General features: G+C 59.8%; 18 protein-coding genes. 14 read left to right on the top strand and 4 right to left on the bottom strand.

Going from position 1 to position 21,908, the window contains the following annotated elements; translation table 11 throughout:
* Positions 1-166 precede the first annotated feature (166 nt).
* From ACYQ54_RS09775 to ACYQ54_RS09725, 11 genes are all read left to right on the top strand, one after another.
* Positions 167-1,195 carry a LacI family DNA-binding transcriptional regulator gene (locus ACYQ54_RS09775; RefSeq protein WP_460081493.1) on the top strand — a complete coding sequence of 343 codons (1,029 nt, stop codon included), beginning with the start codon at positions 167-169 and terminating at the stop codon, positions 1,193-1,195.
* Between the two features lie 379 nt (positions 1,196-1,574).
* Positions 1,575-3,503, top strand: a complete 1,929-nt coding sequence (locus tag ACYQ54_RS09770) for an AMP-binding protein (protein WP_460081492.1) — start codon at positions 1,575-1,577, stop codon at positions 3,501-3,503.
* Positions 3,500-4,327, top strand: a complete 828-nt coding sequence (locus ACYQ54_RS09765) for an ABC transporter ATP-binding protein (protein ID WP_460081490.1) — start codon at positions 3,500-3,502, stop codon at positions 4,325-4,327. Before ACYQ54_RS09770 ends, ACYQ54_RS09765 begins: the two co-directional genes overlap by 4 nt.
* Before the next feature lie 12 nt (positions 4,328-4,339).
* Positions 4,340-5,293 (top strand): branched-chain amino acid ABC transporter permease, encoded by a 954-nt coding sequence (locus tag ACYQ54_RS09760; protein WP_460081489.1) that lies wholly within the window; start codon positions 4,340-4,342, stop codon positions 5,291-5,293.
* A 13-nt stretch (positions 5,294-5,306) separates the two neighbouring features.
* Positions 5,307-6,383, top strand: a complete 1,077-nt coding sequence (locus ACYQ54_RS09755) for a branched-chain amino acid ABC transporter permease (protein WP_460081488.1) — start codon at positions 5,307-5,309, stop codon at positions 6,381-6,383.
* Between the two features lie 104 nt (positions 6,384-6,487).
* Complete coding sequence (locus ACYQ54_RS09750) at positions 6,488-7,819, top strand: ABC transporter substrate-binding protein (protein ID WP_460081486.1); 1,332 nt, start codon at positions 6,488-6,490, stop codon at positions 7,817-7,819.
* Between the two features lie 61 nt (positions 7,820-7,880).
* Complete coding sequence (locus ACYQ54_RS09745; protein WP_460081484.1) at positions 7,881-8,735, top strand: ABC transporter ATP-binding protein; 855 nt, start codon at positions 7,881-7,883, stop codon at positions 8,733-8,735.
* A 40-nt stretch (positions 8,736-8,775) separates the two neighbouring features.
* Entirely contained in the window at positions 8,776-10,014 is a 1,239-nt protein-coding gene (locus tag ACYQ54_RS09740; RefSeq protein WP_460081483.1) for a phenylacetate--CoA ligase family protein, read from the top strand.
* Positions 10,015-10,327: 313 nt separating this feature from the next.
* Entirely contained in the window at positions 10,328-11,407 is a 1,080-nt protein-coding gene (gene hemH / locus ACYQ54_RS09735; RefSeq protein WP_460081481.1) for a ferrochelatase, read from the top strand.
* 234 nt (positions 11,408-11,641) lie between these two features.
* Positions 11,642-12,625, top strand: a complete 984-nt coding sequence (locus ACYQ54_RS09730; RefSeq protein WP_460081722.1) for an SPFH domain-containing protein — start codon at positions 11,642-11,644, stop codon at positions 12,623-12,625.
* On the top strand, positions 12,622-13,077 hold the full coding sequence (locus tag ACYQ54_RS09725) for an NfeD family protein (RefSeq protein ID WP_460081480.1): 456 nt from the start codon (positions 12,622-12,624) through the stop codon (positions 13,075-13,077). Before ACYQ54_RS09730 ends, ACYQ54_RS09725 begins: the two co-directional genes overlap by 4 nt.
* A gap of 60 nt (positions 13,078-13,137) precedes the next feature.
* On the opposite strand, the gene ACYQ54_RS09720 is transcribed toward ACYQ54_RS09725, so the two are convergent.
* From ACYQ54_RS09720 to ACYQ54_RS09710, 3 genes are all read right to left on the bottom strand, one after another.
* On the bottom strand, positions 13,138-13,995 hold the full coding sequence (locus ACYQ54_RS09720) for a flagellar motor protein MotB (RefSeq protein ID WP_460081479.1): 858 nt from the start codon (positions 13,993-13,995) through the stop codon (positions 13,138-13,140).
* A 129-nt stretch (positions 13,996-14,124) separates the two neighbouring features.
* Complete coding sequence (locus tag ACYQ54_RS09715) at positions 14,125-14,892, bottom strand: motility protein A (RefSeq protein WP_460081478.1); 768 nt, start codon at positions 14,890-14,892, stop codon at positions 14,125-14,127.
* Between the two features lie 157 nt (positions 14,893-15,049).
* The gene (locus ACYQ54_RS09710) at positions 15,050-16,063 is read right to left on the bottom strand and encodes a KpsF/GutQ family sugar-phosphate isomerase (RefSeq protein WP_460081476.1); all 1,014 of its coding nucleotides are present in this window, start codon (positions 16,061-16,063) and stop codon (positions 15,050-15,052) included.
* A 204-nt stretch (positions 16,064-16,267) separates the two neighbouring features.
* Here ACYQ54_RS09710 and ACYQ54_RS09705 point away from each other — a divergent pair, with 204 nt between their 5' ends.
* From ACYQ54_RS09705 to ACYQ54_RS09695, 3 genes are all read left to right on the top strand, one after another.
* A complete protein-coding gene (locus ACYQ54_RS09705; protein ID WP_460081473.1) occupies positions 16,268-17,731 on the top strand; it encodes an outer membrane beta-barrel protein in 1,464 nt (487 codons plus the stop codon).
* Between the two features lie 75 nt (positions 17,732-17,806).
* Entirely contained in the window at positions 17,807-19,078 is a 1,272-nt protein-coding gene (locus tag ACYQ54_RS09700) for a lytic murein transglycosylase (protein WP_460081472.1), read from the top strand.
* A 34-nt stretch (positions 19,079-19,112) separates the two neighbouring features.
* Positions 19,113-20,390: an SGNH/GDSL hydrolase family protein gene (locus ACYQ54_RS09695; protein WP_460081470.1), complete on the top strand. Its 1,278-nt coding sequence runs from the start codon at positions 19,113-19,115 to the stop codon at positions 20,388-20,390.
* Positions 20,391-20,467: 77 nt separating this feature from the next.
* Here ACYQ54_RS09695 and ACYQ54_RS09690 read toward each other — a convergent pair whose 3' ends face one another.
* The gene (locus ACYQ54_RS09690) at positions 20,468-21,898 is read right to left on the bottom strand and encodes a glutamate synthase subunit beta (RefSeq protein WP_460081469.1); all 1,431 of its coding nucleotides are present in this window, start codon (positions 21,896-21,898) and stop codon (positions 20,468-20,470) included.
* Positions 21,899-21,908: the final 10 nt, after the last annotated feature.

Here is a 21,908-nt window from a genome sequence, read left to right as displayed (position 1 = left end):
GGTCTGCCGGCTGATCGGCTCACGTTTCAGGCGCTGCCCATCTGGCAGGGCGTTTTGAGAGAATGGCCCAAAGCCGCTTCCGTACCGGCCGATGGCCGAAAATACTTTTTCTTTGCATTTGAAAAAAACGTGCGATGTCAGACTGTTCTCGGCTAACATTCACGGAATGCCAAAGTCCGAATTCAAAAAGAAAAATCCGACGGTTCAGGACGTCGCCCGTGCAGCCAATGTGTCGACGGCCACGGTCAGCCGCGCGCTGACGACCCCAGACAGAGTGTCGGCTGAAACACGGCGCCGGGTGTCGGACGCGGTCGAAAAGACCGGCTATGTCCTCAATCACGCCGCGCGCAACCTGCGCCGCAGGGATACCGGAACGATCGTCGCCCTGGTTCCCGACATCGGCAACTCGCATTTCTCAAACATCCTGCAGGGCATCGAAACGGTCTGCGCCGAAAGGCGGCTGAAAGTACTGATTGCCGATACGCGTAAACCGTCCATGTCGCATTCGAGCCTGAGCGACTATTTCAGCAAGAACAATTGCGACGGGATCGTGATCCTGGATGGTCATTTCTCGATTTCCCGAATCAGGGCGTCGAACCCGAAGTCCCCACCGATCGTGCTGGCCGGCGAGTGGAGCGACGATCCGGCCGTGCCCATCGCGGTGGTCGACAATCTGATGGGTGCGGATCTGGCGGTGTCGCACCTGCTGGAGTTGAAGCACGCCAATATCGGTCATGTCACGGGGCTGCTGTCGCACAAGCCCGGCCGGGACAGACTGGACGGGTTCCGGGCGTCTTTGGGCGGCGCAGGTCTTGATCCGGCGAAAGCCTGGGTCTTCGAGGGAGACTACACGCTGGAAGCCGGCGCCAGGGCCGCGGAGGCCTGGCTGGACTTGCCGGAGCGGCCAACAGCCGTCTTCTGCGCCAGTGACCGAACCGCGTTCGGCTTCATCTCCTTTCTGAGTGAAGCAGGCATCCGCGTGCCGCAGGATGTTTCGGTGGTCGGCTTCGACGACATCGACATTGCCGGCCATTTCGTGCCGCCGCTGACAACAATCCACCAGCCCCGCCGGGCCGTCGGCGAACAGGCCGCGAAGCTGCTGCTCAATCTGCTCGGTGGCGCGAAACCGGACAATGGCAGCGTTCAGCTGGAGCCCTGGCTGGTGGTTCGCAAGAGTGCGGTGGCGCTGGTCTAGGCACCCCGCATTTCGCACTTGCAGCGCAATTGCAACAATTCGACATGATTGAAACATATTGCTGAAAATCAGGCCTCCTAGCCTGCTTCTATCGGGTCTGGAACTCTCCGCCTGTTCGCCTTTAACAATTTACCGGTTGAAGGTTGGCGCGGCAGAGCGTTTCATACCCCCAGGAAACGACCCCGAACAATTGGGGCGCCTTTCAGATCATGCCGCTCATGGGCGAATGCACCGGACAGCGGACTGTCGATCGACAAAAGATGAAGAAGCATCTTGTCTGTGTTCATCCGAACGCAGGATGCTTCAGGGGAAGAAACAGTTCATGGTAGGGTCGGCCAGCGCTTCACCGCGCGGGGAGGACACCTTTCCGAAGATACTCATGCACAATGCGCAGGTCTTCGGTGACCGGACAGCGTTCCGGGAAAAGGATTTCGGGATCTGGCAAAGCTGGACCTGGTCCGAGGTGTGTGAAGAAATCCGCGCATTCTCCATCGGTTTGAAATCTCTGGGTCTCAAGGCCGGAGACAAGATCGCCATCGTCGGTGCGAACCGTCCGAGGCTCTATTGGGCGATGGTTGCCGCCCAGGCGCTCGGCGCCGTTCCGGTGCCCGTCTATTCGGACAGCGTCGCGGAGGAAATGGCCTTCGTTCTCGGTCATGCCGAAGTCACCTTCGCGGTGGTCGAGGATCAGGAGCAGGTCGATAAGCTGTTGTCGATGGCGGATGAGGTGAAGTCGCTCGGCAATATCATCTATGACGAGGCGCGCGGCCTGCGCGATTACGATCATACTCACCTGCACGGCTATTCCGCGGTACAGGAAAAAGGTCGTGAACTGCTGTCTGCAAAGCCCTCTCTGGCAGCCGAGTGGGAAGCCGTGTTCAACGAGGCCAAGGGCTCCGACATTGCAGTGATGCTTTACACCTCCGGCACCACCGGCCGGCCGAAGGGTGTGATGCTGTCCTTCGACAATCTCGTCATTTCGGCACGCAACGGCAATAAGTTCGACCATCTGGACGAGACCGAGGAAGTGCTGGCCTATCTGCCGATGGCCTGGATCGGCGACCACGTGTTTTCCCTGGCGCAGGCTTTCACAGCCGCCTATTGCGTCAATTGTCCGGAAAGCATGGACACGATCGATGTGGACCGGCTTGAAATCGCGCCGACCTATTTCTTCGCGCCGCCGCGGGTTTTCGAAAACATGCTGACCCGGATCATGGTGCGCATGGAAGACGCCGGCAAAACCAAGCGCGCGATGTTCGACTACTTCATGGACGTTGCCCGAAACGTGGGCGAGAAGATCCTCAACGGCGAGAAGGTCGGCCTGAAGGACAGGCTGCTTTATGCGCTTGGCGAATTCTGTGTCTACGCGCCGCTCAAGAACCGCATGGGCCTTACCCGCATGAAGGTCGGCTATACGGCTGGCGAGGCAATAGGACCCGAGATTTTCCAGTTCTTCCGCTCGCTTGGCCTCAACCTCAAGCAGCTCTATGGCCAGACCGAGGCCAGCGTCTATATCACGCTGCAGCCGGACGGGGAGATCTTCGGCGATACGGTTGGCAAGCCGGCCCCGGATGTGGAGCTGAAGATCGCCGACAGCGGCGAGGTCATGTATCGCTCGCCGGGCGTGTTCGTGGGCTATTTCAAGAACGACGAGGCAACTGCCAGCACCAAGACGCCGGATGGCTGGGTGCACACGGGCGACGCGGGCATCATTGCGGAAAACGGCCACCTGAAGATCATCGACCGCGCCAAGGATGTCGGCAAGCTCAATGACGGCGCGCTGTTTGCACCGAAATACATCGAGAACAAGCTGAAGTTCTTCCCGAACATCAAGGAGGCGGTTGCCTTCGGTCACGAGAGGGACATGGTCGCGGTCTTCATCAATATCGATCTGACCGCGGTCGGCTCCTGGGCAGAACGCAACAACGTCAACTATGCCTCCTACCAGGAACTTGCCGCGCATCCCGACGTCTATGGCATGATCGAGAGCCATGTCGATCAGGTGAACCGGGATCTTGCCCGTGAACCGATGATGGCAGGCGCGCAGATCAAGCGGTTCCTGATCCTGCACAAGGAGCTGGACGCGGATGACGGCGAGCTCACCCGGACGCAGAAGGTTCGCCGGAGCTTCATCGCCGAACGCTACGGCCCATTGATCGATGCACTCTATGATGGCTCGACCTCCAAGCATGTGCGTACCGAAGTGACATACGAAGACGGTCGCAAGGGCGCCATCGAAGCCACTGTCGAGATCCGCGACATGTCCCTTCATGCCGCCGGAACGGGCATACAGGAGGCCGCCGAATGAACGCCTTTGTTACCGACAAGACATTGACGCCGACTGATGCGCAGGAACCGGCGGAACGCGAGGTGCTGTTGCGCGTCGACAATGTCTCGCTGTCGTTCGGCGGCGTGAAGGCGATCACCGACATTTCGTTCGACATCCAGAAGGGCGAGATCCGAGCGATCATTGGTCCGAACGGTGCCGGAAAGACGTCGATGCTGAACGTCATCAACGGCTTCTATCATCCGCAGGAAGGCACGATCACCTGGCAGGGTCAGGTTCGCCGCAAGATGAAACCTTACGAAGCCGCCAGCCAGGGCATCGCCCGGACTTTCCAGAACGTGGCGTTGTTCAAGGGCATGACCACGCTGGACAACATCATGTCCGGCAGATCCCTGAGGATGCACAAGAACTTCTTCTGGCAGCTTCTGTGGCGCGGGCCGGCGGAGCGCGAGGAAATCGAACATCGGCGGAAGGTCGAGGACATCATCGACTTCCTGGAAATTCAGGCGATCCGCAAGACCCCCGTCGGGCGACTGCCTTACGGGCTGCAAAAGCGGGTCGAACTCGGACGCGCGCTGGCAATGGAACCGGACCTGTTGCTGCTCGACGAACCGATGGCCGGCATGAACCTGGAAGAAAAAGAAGACATGAGCCGGTTCATCATCGACGTAAACCAGGAATTCGGCACGACGATCGCCCTCATCGAACACGACATGGGTGTTGTCATGGATCTCTCCGACCGGGTGGTCGTGCTCGACTACGGCAAGAAGATCGCCGACGGGCCACCGGAGGAAGTGCAGGCCAGTCAGGCCGTTATCGACGCTTATCTCGGTGTGAGCCACTAGGAGGGACGAACCATGCTCTACGACATTTTCATCGATCCCTTCGTACAGATGTACCAGATGCCGGATTTCTTCCTGCAGGTCCTGTGGGAAGGCTTTGTCGCCGGTATTCTCTACGCGCTGATCGCGCTCGGCTTCGTGCTGATCTTCAAGGCGTCAGGGGTGTTCAACTTCGCCCAGGGCATCATGGTGGTGTTTGCCGGCTTGACGCTGGTGGGTCTCAACGAAAACGGGGTGCCCGCCTATCTGGCGCTGATCCTGACCATCGGCGTGATGGGCGTTCTGGCCTATGGTGTCGAACGGGTGGTCATGCGGCCCCTGGTCAACCAGCCGGAAATCATCCTGCTGATGGCCACCATCGGCCTCACGTATTTCCTGGTCGGTTTCGGCGAATTCGTCTTCGGCGGTGAGCCAAAGCAGATGATCACCGAACAACTGGGGCTGCCCACCGGGTCGACCGCATTCGAATTCGGCGACCGTGGTCTCGTCATCCTGCAGCATATCGACATTGCCGCAGCCGTGATCGCTGTGGTGATGGTGACGGCGCTTGGCATCTTCTTCAACAAGACGCGGATCGGCCGGGCCCTGCGGGCCGTGGCCGACGATCACCAGGCAGCCCTTTCCGTCGGCATCTCTCTCAACCAGATCTGGGCCATCGTCTGGTTCGCAGCCGGCCTCGTGGCTCTTGCGACCGGCATCATGTGGGGCGCGCGGTCCGATGTGTCCTTCGCGCTGGAAATCGTCGCGTTCAAGGCCTTGCCGGTGTTGATCCTCGGCGGCTTCACGTCGATCCCGGGCGCCATCGTCGGCGGTCTGATCATCGGCTTCGGCGAGAAGATCGGCGAACTCTACTGGGGTGGTCTTGTTGGCGGCGGGGTGGAATCCTGGCTCGCTTATATCATCGCCCTGATCTTCCTTCTGTTCCGGCCACAGGGCCTCTTCGGCGAACGTATCATCGAGCGGATCTAGGGATTTCTGACCCATGTTTTATCGCGAAGCTGGCCAATTCAAGACGAGCTACAAGGCGGATCAGGCGTTGTTCCCGATCCTCCAGGACCGTGTCGGTCTGGCCGCCATTCTCATCACGGCATTTGCTGTCATTCCGGCCTTGGCCAATGACTTCTTCCTGACCTCCATCATGATCCCGTTCCTGGTGTTCTCGCTGGCGGCGATCGGGCTGAACATCCTGACCGGGTTCTGCGGACAGTTGTCGCTCGGAACCGGGGCGTTCATGGGGGTCGGTGCCTATGCAGCCTACAAGCTGACATCGATCTTTCCCGATGCAAACGTCATCGTGATGGTGCTCTTGTCCGGGGTGTTCTCGGCTGCCATCGGGGCGATCTTCGGCTTGCCGAGCCTGCGCATCAAGGGACTGTACCTGGCGGTGACGACGCTTGCGGCCCAGTTCTTCCTGGAGTGGTGCTTCATCCGCATCCCGTGGCTTTACAACTACAATGCTTCCGGGGCGATCGAGATCCCGCGTCGTGAAGTCTTCGGGATCATCGCCACGGGTGCGGAGGCGACGCCGCTGGCACGCTACTTCATCGTCCTCGGAATCACGGTTCTGATTGCCTTCCTGATGGCGAACGTGCTGCGCGGCCGCATCGGCCGGTCGTGGATGATGATCCGTGACATGGACATTGCAGCCGAACTCATGGGCATCCGTCCGCTGCAGACCAAACTGATGGCCTTTGCCGTGTCGTCCTATATCTGCGGTGTTGCCGGCGCGATGATGGTGTTCTTCTGGCTGAATGCCGCCGAGCCCTCGTCCTACTCCATCCGGCTGTCCTTCCAGGTGCTGTTCATGGTGATCCTGGGCGGACTCGGCAGCCTTGGCGGCGCGTTCATGGGGGCGGCCTTCATCTGGATCCTGCCGGTCGTGCTGAAATTCGTACCGGGCCTGCTCGGCATCGATCTGGCCGCGGAAACTGTGGAACATGCGACCTTCATGATCGTTGGCGCGCTCATCATTTTCTTCCTGATCGTCGAACCGCACGGCTTTGCGCGGCTCTGGCAGATCGCGAAGCAGAAGCTCAGGGTCTGGCCGTTCCCTTACTAGGGGCTGCCAGCCTTTTCGCCCGCCATCCGGACTTGGACCGATCCGGTGAGGAATGGCGCAACCGGTCCGGCGGTATTCATTTCGATGCCGCGTGGGAGGAGAATATGAAAAGCATAAAGCAACTTGCGCTGGGAACCGCCGTTGCGCTCGGGGTCGGTCTTACCGGCGCCATGACAACCGCGGTCCTGGCAGAAGACACCAACTATGTGCCGCTTCTGACTTACCGGACCGGGCCTTATGCCGGTTCCGGCATCCACATCGCCAACGGCATGCATGACTACCTGCAGATGCTGAACGAGCGCGATGGCGGCATTGGTGGCGTCAAAGTGGCGATTGAAGAGTGTGAAACCGGCTACAACGCCCAGAAAGGCGTCGAGTGCTACGAAGCCACCAAAGGCAAGGGCGCGCTGGTCTATAACCCCTATTCCACCGGCATCACGCTGCAGCTGATCCCGAAGGCAAGTGTCGACAAGATCCCGGTCCTGTCCATGGGGTACGGCCTGTCGGCGGCGGCCGTCGGCTCCACGTTCCCGTGGATCTTCAACGTGCCGGACACCTATTGGGACGGCGCATCCGTTGTCATCAAATACATTGGTGAGCAGGAAGGCGGCCTTGAAAACCTGAAGGGCAAGAAGATCGGTTACATCTTCCTCGACGCCGGTTACGGCCGCGAGCCTTTGCCGTTGCTGGAACAGCTGGCCGAAAAATACGGCTTCGAGCTGCTGCAGTATCCGGTTCCGGGTGCTGAAATGCAGAACCAGTCCTCGCAATGGCTCAATGTTCGCCGGGATCGTCCGGACTACATGGTCATGTGGGGCTGGGGTGCGATGAACCCGACCGCTGTCAAGGAAGCCGTCAAGATCCGCTTCCCGATGGACAAGTTCATCGGTGTGTGGTGGTCGGCAGGCGATGACGATGCAGCGGCTGGCGGCGAAGGCGCCAAGGGCTACAAGGCACTGAACTTCTCTGGTGTCGGTGCCGATTTCCCGGCGCTGGACGACATCAAGAAACATGTTGTCGATGCCGGCAATTCCTCCACCGATGCAGAGACGATCGGCAGCACGCTCTACAACCGCGGCGTCCTGAACTCCGTCATCATCGCGGAAGGCATCCGCACCGCGCAGGAACTGACCGGCAAGAAGGTCATCACGGGCGAAGACATGCGTCTTGGTCTTGAAGCTCTCAACCTGGACGAAGCCCGTCTGGCAGAGCTTGGTCTGAAGGGTTTTGCCCATCCGATGAAAGTGACCTGCGATGACCATGCCGGCAGCCATCCGGTGTTCATCCAGGAGTGGGACGGCAAGAAGTGGCGTCAGGCTTCCGACTGGATCGAGCCGATGACCGATGTGGTCCGTCCGCTGCTGGAAGCAGCAGCTGCGGAATACGCAGAAAAGAACGCGCCGTGGCCGGCGCGTACCGAACCCTGCCCGAACTGATAGGCAGTCCGCTCCGCCGCGCCGGATCAGCGTGCGGCGGAGCTTCCAGGGAGAAGAGGGAATGGCATTGCTGGATGTAGAACAGCCCGGTTCGCAGGGCGCTCGGGAAGCTGCCGAGACAATCCTGTCGGTCAACAATATCGAGGTCATTTACGACCACGTGATACTGGTGCTGAAGGGTGTGTCGCTGACGGTTCCCAAGGGTGGGATCGTGGCACTGCTCGGCGCGAACGGCGCAGGCAAGACGACCACGCTGAAAGCGGTTTCGAACCTGCTCGGCGCGGAGCGTGGCGAGGTGACCAAGGGCAAGATCCTGTTCGACGGCGAAGAGGTCCAGTCCCAGTCGCCCAACGATCTTGTTCGCCGGGGATGCATTCAGGTGATGGAAGGGCGGCATTGTTTCGGCCACCTGTCCATCGAGGAAAACCTTCTGACAGGCGCTTACACCCGCAAGGATGGATACAGCGCCGTGAAGGCGGACCTGGAGATGGTCTACAATTATTTTCCGCGTCTGCGCGAACGGCGCGGCAGCCAGGCGGGCTACACCTCCGGCGGCGAACAGCAGATGTGCGCCATCGGCCGTGCCTTGATGAGCCGGCCGAAGATGATCCTGCTGGATGAGCCGAGCATGGGGCTTGCGCCTCAGCTCGTCGAGGAAATCTTCGAAATCGTCCGCCAGCTCAACGACAAGGAAGGCGTGTCCTTCCTGCTAGCCGAACAGAATACCAACGTGGCGCTGAAATACGCGACCTATGGCTACATCCTGGAGTCCGGCCGTATCGTGCTCGATGGCGATGCCAAGGCATTGCGGGAGAACGAGGACGTCAAGGAATTCTATCTGGGCGTTGGCGGTGAAGGCCGCCGCTCGTTCCGGAATGTCAAACATTACAAGCGAAGGAAGCGCTGGCTGGCCTGACGGGGCTTCAGACACAGGGCCGAAACAGGCGGAGACGACCATGAGCGACATTCAGTTTGACGCGCGCGAGCGGCAGGACGCCGCTCAGCGCGAACGGGATCTTTTTGCCCGATTGCCGGACCATCTGGCCCATGCGACAGGCAAGTCCGCCGGTTGGGCCGCACATCTGGCCGGGTGCGACATTGCCGCCGTAACCGACCGGGCAGCGCTTGCGAGGGTGCCGGTTCTGCGCAAGTCCGAGCTTCTGGAAAAACAGCGGGCCAAGCCGCCGTTCGGCGGTTTTCTGGCCGGTGAGTTGTCGGGAGCCGCCCGGGTTTTCATGTCGCCCGGTCCGATCTGGGAGCCCCAAGCCCCCGGGCTCGATCCCTGGAATGGCGCACGCAGCCTTTTCGCTGCCGGCTTCCGCAAGGGCGATGTGGTTCTCAATGCCTTTTCCTATCACCTGACCCCCGGCGGTTTCATTCTTGATCAGGGCGCCATTGCGCTCGGATGCACGGTGTTTCCCGCCGGTGTCGGCAATACGGACAGTCAGGTCGAAGCGATCGAGGTGCTCAAGCCGTCCGGTTTCGTCGGCACGCCGGATTATCTGAAGATCCTCCTCGATCGCGGCCGGGACCAGGGCCGGGATGTCTCCTCCATCAAGAAGGCCCTGGTCTCCGGCGGTGCGCTGTTTCCGTCCCTGCGCGAAGAATACGAAGCTGGCGGGATCCGTGTCGGTCAGTGTTACGCCACAGCGGATCTTGGCGTTATCGCTTATGAAACCGAAGCGAAGGAAGGCATGGTCGTCAACGAGGACTACATCGTGGAGATCGTGCGTCCCGGCACCGGTGAACCTGTGGCGGACGGTGAAGTCGGGGAGTTGGTGGTCACCAACTTCAACAGCCTCTACCCGTTGATCCGATTTGCCACCGGCGACCTGTCCAAGATCATTCCCGGACACTCCTCCTGCGGACGCACCAACATGCGGCTTGCCGGCTGGATGGGAAGGGCGGATCAGCGCACCAAGGTCAAGGGCATGTTTGTGGATCCGGCTCAGATCGCGCAAATCGTTGCCGCCCATCCCGAAGTCAGCAAGGCCCGGCTTGCCGTGAGCCGTGTTGGCGAGACCGATGCCATGACACTGACGGTGGAAACCGACGCCTCGGGCAACGGCTTGCCGGAACGTGTCGCGGCAACGCTGCGCGAGGTTACCCATCTGAAGGGAGACGTTCTTACCGTCCCTCCGGGCGCATTGCCGAACGACGGCAAGGTGATTGCCGATGAACGGGAGTATGGTTGAGGCTGTGGCGCCTGGACGTGCCTCCGGAGCGAATGCAAGTTTCGGTCTCTTCCTGAGGATGCGCGCAAGCCCTGTTTCGAAGGATGGGCGGCATACTCCGGAGCAGGTTGCCCAATCCTATCTGTTGAGATTGTCTTCGAGACGGACCTGGCGGTCGTCCTCAGGATGAGGTCTTTGGTTGTTGCTCTTCCGCCTGAATTTCGGTGATCTGCTTCGACAAACCTGCGTATGACAAATGCCGCATTGGCCTGAGCATGTGCTTGGCCTATGTATGGCGTCAGACAGACAGACCGTTTTAGGACCATTCCCGCAGATGACCGTTCAACCGACCGCGCCGATCGCAGCCGACCAGGAAGCCGCATTCAGAAAAATCGATCTGCCGAAGGACCACCCTTCGGTGAAGAGCGGCAAGGTGGGGGTGCTCCTGGTCAATCTGGGAACGCCGGACGCCACGGACTATTGGCCGATGCGCCGATATCTGCGTGAATTCCTGTCCGACAAGCGCGTCATCGAATGGCCGCGGGCAATCTGGTATCCGATCCTCTATGGCATCGTTCTGATGACCCGGCCGGGCAAGTCCGGCAAGGCTTATGAAGAAATCTGGAACAAGGAAAAGGACGAGTCGCCTCTGCGCACGATCACCCGCAGCCAGTCGGACAAGCTGGCTGAAATGCTGGGCGATGCAGACGGTAGGCTGAAGATCGATTGGGCGATGCGCTACGGCCAGCCGTCCATTCCGGACCGGCTGAAGGCGCTCAAGGACGAAGGTTGCGACCGTATCCTGGTGTTCCCGCTCTATCCGCAATATTCGGCAACCACGACGGCGACAGTCAATGACGTTGTCTGCAAGACGCTTCTGGAAATGCGCTGGCAGCCCGCGATCCGGACGGTCCCACCTTATCACGACGATCCGGTTTATGTGACCGCGCTGGCCAAGTCGGTTGAACGGCATCTGGACAGTCTCGATTTCAAGCCGGATGTGGTGCTGACGTCCTACCACGGAATTCCGCAATCCTACTTCCGCCGGGGCGATCCCTATCATTGCCACTGCATGAAGACGACCCGTCTGATGCGTGAGGTTCTCGGCTGGGATGCCGAGAAACTGCGTGTCACGTTCCAGTCCCGTTTCGGGCCGGAAGAATGGCTGCAGCCCTACACGGACAAGACCGTCGAACAGCTGGCCAAGGACGGCGTGAAAAATGTTGCGGTGATGAACCCGGGCTTTGTCGCTGACTGTCTCGAGACGCTTGAGGAAATTGCAGGTGAGGCCGGGGAGATCTTCGAAGAGAGCGGCGGCGAGCATTTCAGCCATATCCCCTGTCTGAACGACAGCGATCTTGGCATGGAAGTGCTGTCCCACATCGTGCGGCGGGAACTCGGAGGCTGGATCTGACCGGCTGCAAATCCACAGGCGTTTAACCTTGCCGGTGGAAAATACTCGTAAATTTTCGCGATACTGCCCATAAGTCACGGCACTGTTTCACGAGCGCCTTAAGTGTTTGTGCGAGCAGGGCTTGCGGGCGTGCGTCCGTATGGGCTCAACGTCGCGAATACGCTGGAAACACTCTGGTATTCGGCGCATAGTGACAGTGCTAATTTAAAAATATCACGGGAGACGTGTATGCCTATCGCGGGATTTGACATTTTCCTGATCGGCCTTGTCGTGCTGGTCATTCTGGTCTTTTTCGCCGGCGTCAAGACGGTGCCGCAGGGCTACAATTATACGGTCGAACGATTTGGCAAGTACCGCAAGACGCTGACGCCGGGTCTGAACTTCATCATCCCGTTCATCGACAGGATCGGCCACAAGCTCAACATGATGGAGCAGGTGCTGGACGTTCCGACGCAGGAAGTGATCACCCGCGACAATGCGACGGTGAGCGCGGACGGGGTCACCTTCTACCAGGTGCTCGATGCTGCCCGTGCTGCCTACGAAGTGCTTGGCCTTCAGAACGCCATTCTCAACCTGACCATGACCAACATCCGCTCGGTCATGGGGTCGATGGATCTCGACAACCTTCTGTCCAACCGCGACGAAATCAACGCCCAGATCCTGCGCGTCGTCGATGCAGCGGCAGAGCCCTGGGGCATCAAGATCACCCGTATCGAAATCAAGGACATCAATCCGCCGCGGGATCTGGTGGATGCCATGGCCCGGCAGATGAAGGCGGAGCGCGAGAAGCGTGCCTACATCCTAGAAGCCGAAGGCAAACGTCAGTCGGAAATCCTGAAAGCGGAAGGTCAGAAGCAGTCGCTGATCCTGGAAGCTGAAGGCCGCCGCGAATCCGCTTTCCGGGATGCGGAAGCACGCGAACGCGAGGCGGAAGCCGAAGCCAAGGCAACGGAACTGGTGAGCGCCGCGATCGCGGCCGGCGACGTTCAGGCAATCAATTACTTCGTCGCCAACAAATACGTTGAAGCCTTCAAGGAACTGGCCACTTCCCGCAATCAGAAGACGCTCATTCTCCCGATGGAAGCGACCTCGCTACTGGGCGCCTTGAGCGGTATCGGCGCCATTGCCAAGGAAGCGTTCGGTGAAGACGGATCTTCCAAGCGGTCGTCCGCACGCATTCCCAATACGAGCAGTGATGAGGGAGGCGACAACCGTTGAGCCTGATTGAAAGCACGATCGCGGCCCTCGGGCCCTGGAGCTGGTTCGTTCTGGGGCTCTTGCTGCTGGGGCTGGAAATACTCGCGCCCGGCACGATCTTCCTGTGGTTCGGCCTGTCGGCACTGGTCGTCGGCGTCGTAGCTCTGATGTTCAACTTCGCCTGGCAGGTGGATGTTGGGCTGTTCCTCGTGCTGTCACTCGTCAGCCTGCTGATCGGACGCCGGCTGATGCAGAAGCTTGCATCGGAAAAGGGCGATCCGGGTTTAAACCAGCGTGGCAGCCGTTACGTGGGCCGTGAATTCACCCTTGCTGCACCGCTTAGCGAAGGTGCGGGAAACCTGTCCATCGACGACACGATCTGGCGTATTACCGGCCCGGATTTGCCTGCCGGTACCAAGGTGCGTGTCGACGCAATCGACGGCGCACGGCTGGTTGTCTCCAGGGTCAGCTAGATCACACTTGCTACCTGGTGGGCGCGTTCTTTCCGAGACGGTGTTGCCTGTGTCGTGGTGCTAAAGTTTGTGCCCTGCGGGCAGCGGCGGTTCTTCAGCCTTGAGCAGAATGCCGATCCTGCGGTTTGCCGCAAGATAGGGGTCGTTCGGGAACAGCGGTTCCGTGTCGGCCTTGCCGACAACAGAGTAGAACTGGTTGTCCGGCACACCGTATTCGGACAGGATCTGCCGGGCGATGTTGGCGCGTTCGCTGGAGAGCTCCCAACCGGTATAGCTCGGATCGATGGACTGGCGACCCGCAGTCGTGTGGCCGGTGATCTCGATGCGATTGGGCATCTGCGACAGAACCGGCGCCATCTTGGCGATCAGACGGCGGGTGGTTTCGTAAGGATATTTGGAGCCTTCCCGGAACATTGAACGTCCATCCTGGTCGACCAGCATGATGTTCAGGCCTTCTTCGGATTCCTCCAGAATGATGTTGCTGGAAATTTCGGTGATCTCCGGCATTTCCTGCCAGGCCTGACGCAATGAGGCAGCCGCCGTCGCGAATTGCCGTGGCCTTTCGATGTCGGCTTCCAGGGTATCATGCGTATTGGCTTCCGGCCCCTGTTTGCGCCGTTGTTCATGGCGTACCTGGGAGAAATCGGAATCCATTTCCTGTTCGACCTGGCTGATATCCTTCATGTAGTCGCGGATCGGAATGCCCTCGACCTCGATGATGCCGGTCTTGCGGGAGGTATCTTTCACGCCGAAGGCTTCGCGCATGGACCCGGCGACAACCTGAAGCTTTTCCTTGTCCTGAATGGAAAAGGAAATGATCAGAACGAAGAAACACACGAGCAGGGACATCAGATCGGCAAAGGTCACCAGCCAGTCGGGTGCTCCGCCGCCACCTTGAGGTTTCTTTTTCTTTGCCATCGCGCTGTCGCCGCTCTTTTGTCAGTCTTGGGTCAGCCGTTGTTCACTTGAACCCGATTGAACATTCGCCGATCGCTATTAGGGTTCGCGAGCATTCTGCCTGGTTCATCAGAACGCATACAGGCCGTTCTAGGCCGCATCCGCCAGGTCACCGCGCAGCTTGTCCGGCAGATATGCAATCAGCATTTCCTTGATCAGGGCCGGGCTCTTGGATTCGCGGATCTGGCAGACGCCGTCGATAATCAGCGTCTGGTTCAGGTCGTCGACGTCGAACTTCGCATCCAGCTTGTCCACCAGCGGCAGACAGAGGATGTTGGAGATCAGCGCGCCGTATAGCGTCGTCAGGAGGGCGACAGCCATGGAGGGACCGATTGCGGCCGGATCGTCCATATTGGCAAGCATCTGCACCAGACCGACAAGCGTCCCGATCATGCCGAACGCCGGTGCGGAATCGCCAAGGGCCTTGAAAACGCGCTTGCCTTCCGCCAGTCGGGAAAGCTGCAGGTCGCGCTCGCGCTCCATCGATTCCTTGATGAAATCCAGCTCGTAGCCGTCGGCGATGTACTGCACACCCTTGGCCAGGACCGGATCGGATACGTCGACGTTTTCCAGACCGAGGGGACCGGACTTACGGACGATTTCACCCAGGTTGCTGATTTCGGTAATAAGATCGCGCGGGCTGGCGCTCTTGCCCGCCAGGGCAACTTTGAAGCCCGTGACGAAAGCGGCGAGAATATCGGAGATTTGAAACCGGATGAGTGTGGCGGCCAGACCGCCCCCGATCACGATCAGCATAGACGGCACATCGATGAACTGGCCGAAACTGCCACCGAGGAAAATAGCGGTCGTAACGATGCCGAAGGCACCCACAATGCCGATTAATGTCGCCAGATCCATTCTGTACACACACCAAGGTCTGCGGCGTCAAGCCGATGAAACTTTGAGGCAGTGTAAGTGGCTTATGGCTAATCAAATCCTAATGGCATGCCGTTGGCAGGCCGGAAAAGAAACTTTTTCGAGTTGACGAGGCTTGTTTGCCCGGATCTGCCGCCGGTCAGGCAGCCCCGATGCGGAGAAGATCGTGCAGGTGGACGATGCCGACCGGTCGGCCGTCCTCGATCACGAACACTGAGGTGATCGACAAGCTGTTGGCCAGTTCCAGGATCGATGCCGACAGCGTGTCCGGCGTAACCGTCTTCGGAGCGCGTGTCATGATTTCTCCGGCGGATTTCGCCAGGAGATTTGAAGAAACGTGGCGGCGCAAGTCACCATCGGTGATGATGCCGATCAGCTGCTTCAGTTCGTCGACGACACCCAGAACACCGAACCCGCGCTGGGTCATCAGGACGATGCCTTCGCTCATCGAGGTGTTCGCGGACACCAGCGGCATGCGTTCGCCGGTGTGCATGATGTCTTTGGCCGTTTTCAGGCTGGCGCCCAGGCGGCCACCCGGATGGAATACACGGAAATCCTGCGCGGTGAAGCCACGTCCTTCAAGAAGGGCAACAGCGAGGGCATCGCCGACGGCCAGCTGGATCAGCGCGGACGTTGTCGGAGCCAGACCATGCGGGCAGGCTTCGGTCACCGCCGGCAGGTTCATGACGATATCCGCGGCGCGGCCGAGCGTGCTGTCCTTGCGCGACGTGATCGCGACAAGCGGCACCTTGAAGCGGCGGGTGTAGCTGACGATCCCTGCAAGTTCCTGGGTTTCGCCTGACCATGACAGGGCTATCACGACATCTCCCTCTGTGATCATGCCCAGGTCGCCATGACTGGCTTCACTGGCATGCACGAAGAAAGACGGTGTTCCCGTGGAGGCGAGACTTGCGGCAATCTTGGTGCCGATATGACCGCTCTTGCCGATACCGGTAATGACCACCCGGCCCTTGCTTTTCTGGATGAGGTCAAAGGTCTTCTGGAACGGTATCGCAAGTCCGTTCTTCAGCGCTGCCCGGACGGCACTGAGGCCGGCAATTTCCGTTTCAAGGGTCCGCTCTGCGGAGACGAGGCACAGGGACGTCATGTCGGCATTTTCTTTGGAAACCGGGTCACGCAGAACGGTGGTCATGAACATTATTCTTTTTTATTTAGGATTGCCTAGCTCTATGCCAGTCACAGACGGGGATCAAGAACCCATGATCTATTAAATGCATTAGATCGGGTGACTTTATGTAACTTTGTGTAACCTTCCAATTTGCGAAAAAGAAACGAAGGATTAACCATCCTTCTGCAGTTTGGACCGGACATACCACGTCGACTGGTTCCGGACTTCATGCGCAGCTTTCTGCCTCTGATCACTCTTCTAGCCGTTTTGCAGGCCGTTTCCGCGGGCGCACAGACGACGCTTGACGATTTGCGTGGATCGGACGAACCGGGCGGGGCGCAAGAATCAGCAGATCCTTCCGATCAGGCCGCCCAGGCGGCAGACCGCAATCCGACCCAGGCCGATGTCTTTTCCCTGCGGTCGACGTTGAATTCCGCTACGGCGGAAACCGGATCGAGCGGCCTTGGCACCAATGGCAGAACCTCGCCGGTCAGACCGTTCGCGGACAGGATTGCTGCGGTCGACAGGGCCGTTCCTCTTTCGAACAGTGGCATCGATGACAGCGTGTTCGGTGGCGACACGACTTTTGACGCAGCGCAGGGGATCAGGCTCGGTTCCTTCACCCTGACGCCTCAGCTCACCCTGTCGACGGGCTGGACCGACAACAGATCCCAGGCAGCAGACGGTACGTCCGGCAAGTTCTACCGGATTTCACCTGACATTTCCCTGACCTCGAACTGGTCGAGGCACCAGCTGGATACGTCGCTGCGGGGATCCTACACCGGTTATCCCGGAGACACTGACGACAACGAAGCCAACGTCTTTGCCGCTGCAAACCTGCGGCTCGATATCAGCGAAGCGACACAGGTCATCACCAGATTGACCTATTCGCTCAGCCAGGAAGACGACGGAAGCGCGGAATCCTCGTCCGGCACCGACTACGATCACGAACTGTCGGGAAGCCTCAGCGGAACGCGCGCGATCGGCATCGTTGCGGCGACGGCTTCGCTTGGCGTCGACCGGAATTTCTATACGTCGGAAAATGGTTCGGAAACCGGACGCAACAACACGCTCTATTCGGCCAGTCTGCGACTGGATGGAAATACCGGTAGTGTGTTTTCACCATTTGTCGAAGGCGCGCTGCTCTTGCGGCGCTATGACGACACCTGCAGCGATGCCCTGTGCGAGAAGCGCAACGCCAATGGTTATCAGGTCATGGGTGGTGTCACCATTGCGTCCGGACCGAAACTTACCGGAGAGCTTGGCGCGGGGTGGCGGATCGAAGACATCGAGGACGACCGGCTTGAAAACCTGTCAGGCCTGATTGCCGATGCCTCTCTGGTCTGGTCACCAAGCAGACTGACAACTGTCACCGCGGGTCTTGGAACCACCTTCTCGGCAACCGATATCGACGGCGCAAGCGGTTCGATCATCTATTCCGGTGACCTGCGCCTCGCCCATGCCTTCAGTGACCGGCTGGTCGGCGAAACCGGTGTGGGTTACAGTTACCGTACCTATGAAGGTGTTTCGATCGAGGAACGTACTCTGACCGGGTTCGGCGGCCTCACCTTCGCCGTCACCAAGAATATCGCAGTGACAGCGGATTACACTCACCGCCGGTTCGACAGTTCCCAGCAGGGGAACGACTACTCCGAAAACGCTATTGAAGCGGGCTTTAGATTCCGGCATTAACGTCACGGTAACCAAATCAACACCATTCATGGGGCGGGGGCAGAAACTACGGACCTGGGCATCAAGGAGGCCCTGATGCGGAACCTTGCGCAGCTGACTGCGAATGTAAAAACTAATCTGCCCTTTTCTGGAAGACTGAGGACCATTGGCTGCCAGTTGCTTGTAATCGCCGCTGCCACAGGCGCTCTGCTGGCCATTGCCGTACCCGCGCAGGCCGACCAGGGTTTCAGCCGGTTCGTCTCCGGTTTCTGGCCAACGGCCAAGGCGGCCGGCATTTCATCCCAGACCTATAACGCGGTCTTCACCGGCATGGAGCCGGACGAAGACACCTTGCGGCTGATGAGCAAGCAGTCCGAGTTCGTGAAGCCGATCTGGGAATACCTCGATAGTGCCGTTTCAGACACGCGGGTCGAAAAAGGCCGCGAGATGCTGAAGGACTACAGTCAGGTTCTGGCGGCCATCGAAAACCGCTATGGCGTCGACCGTGAAGCCGTTTTGGCAATCTGGGGCATGGAAACCAACTACGGCGGTTTCATGGGGCGCCACAACGTTATCCAGGCCCTGGCGACGCTGGCCTATGCGGCGCCGCGCCGGAAGAGCTTCTGGGAAAAGGAACTCGTGACCGCGCTGGGGATCGTCCAGGCAGGTCACGTGCGTTTCCAGGACATGGAAGGTTCCTGGGCCGGTGCGATGGGGCATACGCAATTCATGCCGTCGAGCTGGAAGGCCTATGCGGCCGACTATGACGGCGACGGCCGCAGGGACATCTGGACGTCCATTCCCGATGCGCTCGCCTCCACCGCAGCCTATCTTCAAAAGCACGGATGGCAGACAGGCAAGACCTGGGGATACGAAGTGGCCCTGCCACGCGGGTTTGACTATCACTTGGCCGACGGCGACAAGACGCTGACGCTTGGCGAGTGGTCCAGATACGGAATCCGCCGGTCGAACGGCAAGGATTTTCCGCGTCCCTCAGACAATGCCATCCTGGTTCTGCCGGCCGGCGCAAGCGGTCCCGCCTTCCTGATGCTGAAGAACTTCTACGTGATCAAGCGCTACAACAACGCGACCGCTTATGCGCTTGCCGTTGGGCACCTTGCCGACCGGATCATCGGCGGCGGGCCGATCGAAGGCGACTGGTCGCGTGAGCATCTACCGCTCAACCGCTCGGAAACTGCAGAATTGCAAGCACTTCTGAACCAGCGCGGATTTTCTGTCGGAACAGCGGACGGCCAGGTTGGGCCCGCGACCCGCAAGGGGATACGGGCCTATCAGAAGTCCCGTGGTATGGTTCCAGACGGTTATGCATCCGTTGTTTTGCTGGCACGGCTGAAGCTGGACGGTTAAACTGGGCGGACATCATCCGCAGCGGGAGCACAGCGTGAGGTTTCAGATCCGGCAACACGAAGGCAAGGGGACGCGTGCCGCCTCGGTCCGGTTTGCCGTCGCGCTTGCTCTTGCGCTGGTTGTCTGCTCAACCGGAGTCGCCGCCGCACAGGACGCCTCGCGCGGTGACATTGTCGTTGCGCAGAACGGACCGTTCCGGGGCTTCAATCCGTTTGCTCCCCTTCAGCGGCTGTTTGGCGGCGGTGGCGAGAAACGCGCCAAGAAACCGCAAAAGACACAGCAGAAGCCCCGGGTATCGCGGCCGGCGGGAGCTCCACCCAAATTTGACGTTCTTGAAAAGGATCCGAACGCCGGGCTGATCCTCGTCATTGGGGACCGCATGGCACGCGGCGTCGCCGACGGGCTGAAATACACGCTCGCCCAGAAACCACAGATCCGCGTCGAAGCCATTACCGAGGACAAGGAAGGCTTCGTGGGTGAGGGCTCGCCCGACTGGGCAACCCAGGTGGTTTCCAGGATCCGAGGAGCGGACGTGCAGGCCGTGGTCGTAATGATCGGACGGCAGGATCTCGGCAAGGCGTTCGCCGGCGAACCGCCAGTCGAATTCATGACCGCGGAATGGCTGGACAGCTATCGCAGGAAGGTCGATGCGCTGGTGCGTGTAGTACGCCAGGAAAAGAAGCCGCTTGTGTGGGCCGGTCTGCCGCCCACCGGCGATGAACTGGTGAATGCCGATTTCACCCAGCTCAACTCGATTTTTCAAAGTGCATCGGAAGACCGGCGGGTCCGTTATGTCGACATCTGGGACATCTTCCTGGCCGAGGACGGCAGCTTTTCCTCCTACGGACCGGATGTCGACGGCAAGAACACCCGTCTGCGCACCAACAACAAGATCGATTTCACCTGGGCAGGTTATCGCAAGGTCGCATTCTTTGTGGAACGGGAATTGTCACGCCTTCTCGGCGGCTATGGCGGGCTTGCCTTCGAAGGCGTTGAGGATGATCCGAATTTCATCGTGCTGACCGGCCGCACCACCTCACCGGAGGCTCTGCTTCTGGGCGGTGAAGACGAGGAAGAGATCAACCCGGCCAGCAGAACCTACCGCTTCTTCGCCAAGGGAGAGCCCTTGCCGCCGATGCAGGGACGTGTGGATGATCCGCGCATGCCTGTAGCCGAACTGTCCGCGCCCGTGACGGCTGTCGAGGAGGTGATTGCACCGCCAGGTGTCACACTGAGCGAACGGCTGGGTACTGTCTCCGGTCAAGAGGCGGGTGGCCGCGTCTCCGTCACGGTGCGTCCGGGCCTGCCCTGATCCTTGCAGGGATGCGAGCCAAAACAAAACCCCACGAGCAGACGCCCGTGGGGTTTTTCAGTTCAATTGCAAAGTGCTTAGCGCGGCAGGTCGGTCGAACCGGTCAGGAATTCATCGACGGAACGTGCTGCCTGGCGGCCTTCGCGGATGGCCCAGACGACCAGAGACTGGCCCTTGCGGACGTCGCCTGCGGCAAAGACCTTGTCCATGCTGGTCTTGTAGTCGTCAGTATTGGCCTTCACGTTGGTGCGACCATCCAGCTCCAGCTTTTCGCCGGCTTCGGAGATGTAGGTCTCCAGCAAGGGGCCGGAGAAGCCGATGGCGGCGAGCACAAGATCGGCCCGCAGAATGAACTCAGTGCCTTCGATCGGGCGACGCTTTTCATCAACGCGGGCGCATTTGACACCGGTAACCTTGCCGTCTTCGCCAACAAGGGCCAGGGTCGCTGCGGAAAATTCACGCTCTGCGCCTTCGGCCTGGGACGACGACGTGCGGAACTTGGTCGGCCAGTAAGGCCAGATGGCCAGTTTGTCTTCCTTCAGCGGCGGGATCGGACGAATGTCGAGCTGAGTTACCGAGAGGGCTCCCTGGCGGAACGCGGTGCCGACACAGTCGGAGGCGGTGTCGCCACCACCAATGACCACGACATGCTTGCCGCCGGCCCAGATCGGTGCCTCGTCGCCTTCCGGCTCACCGCCGACGCGGCGGTTCTGCTGGACCAGGTAAGGCATTGCCCAATGGCAACCTTCCAGTTCCATGCCGGAAACACCCGGGTCACGCGGCCGTTCGGCGCCGGCGCACAGGATAACCGCGTCGTGACGCTCGGCCAGTTCTTCCAGAGCGACGGTGACACCGACATTGACGCCGTAATGGAAGGTGACGCCTTCGGCTTCCATCTGTTTCACGCGGCGGTCGATGTAGTGCTTTTCCATCTTGAAGTCGGGAATGCCGTAGCGCAGCAGACCACCGGCCTTCGGCTCGCGTTCATAGACGTGGACGGTGTGGCCGGCGCGGGCAAGCTGCTGGGCAGCCGCCATGCCTGCGGGGCCGGAGCCGATGATGGCGACTGCCTTGCCGGTCTTCGTGGCGGACAGTTCCGGTACGATCCAGCCTTCTTCCCAGCCCTTGTCGGCAATGGCCTGTTCAACGCTCTTGATGTTGACCGGGATGTCTTCCAGGTTCAGCGTGCAGGCTTCCTCGCACGGGGCCGGGCAGATACGGCCCGTGAACTCCGGGAAGTTGTTGGTGGAATGCAGGTTCTTGAGCGCATAGTCCCAGTCGCCCTGGTAGACCAGATCGTTCCAGTCGGGAATCTGGTTGTTGACCGGGCAACCGGTCGGGCCGTGGCAGAACGGAATGCCGCAATCCATGCAGCGTGCCGCCTGATTGGTGACGTCCTGGTCGTTCAGCGGAATGGTGAACTCGCGGAAATGGCGAATACGGTCAGAGGCAGGCTGATACTTCTGTTCCTGCCGATCGATTTCCATAAAACCGGTTACCTTGCCCAAGGCGACCTCC

This window comes from Roseibium sp. LAB1 (assembly GCF_054658235.1).
The sequence above is the reverse complement of the archived record's forward strand: the minus strand, read 5'-3'. Positions and strand labels throughout refer to the sequence as shown.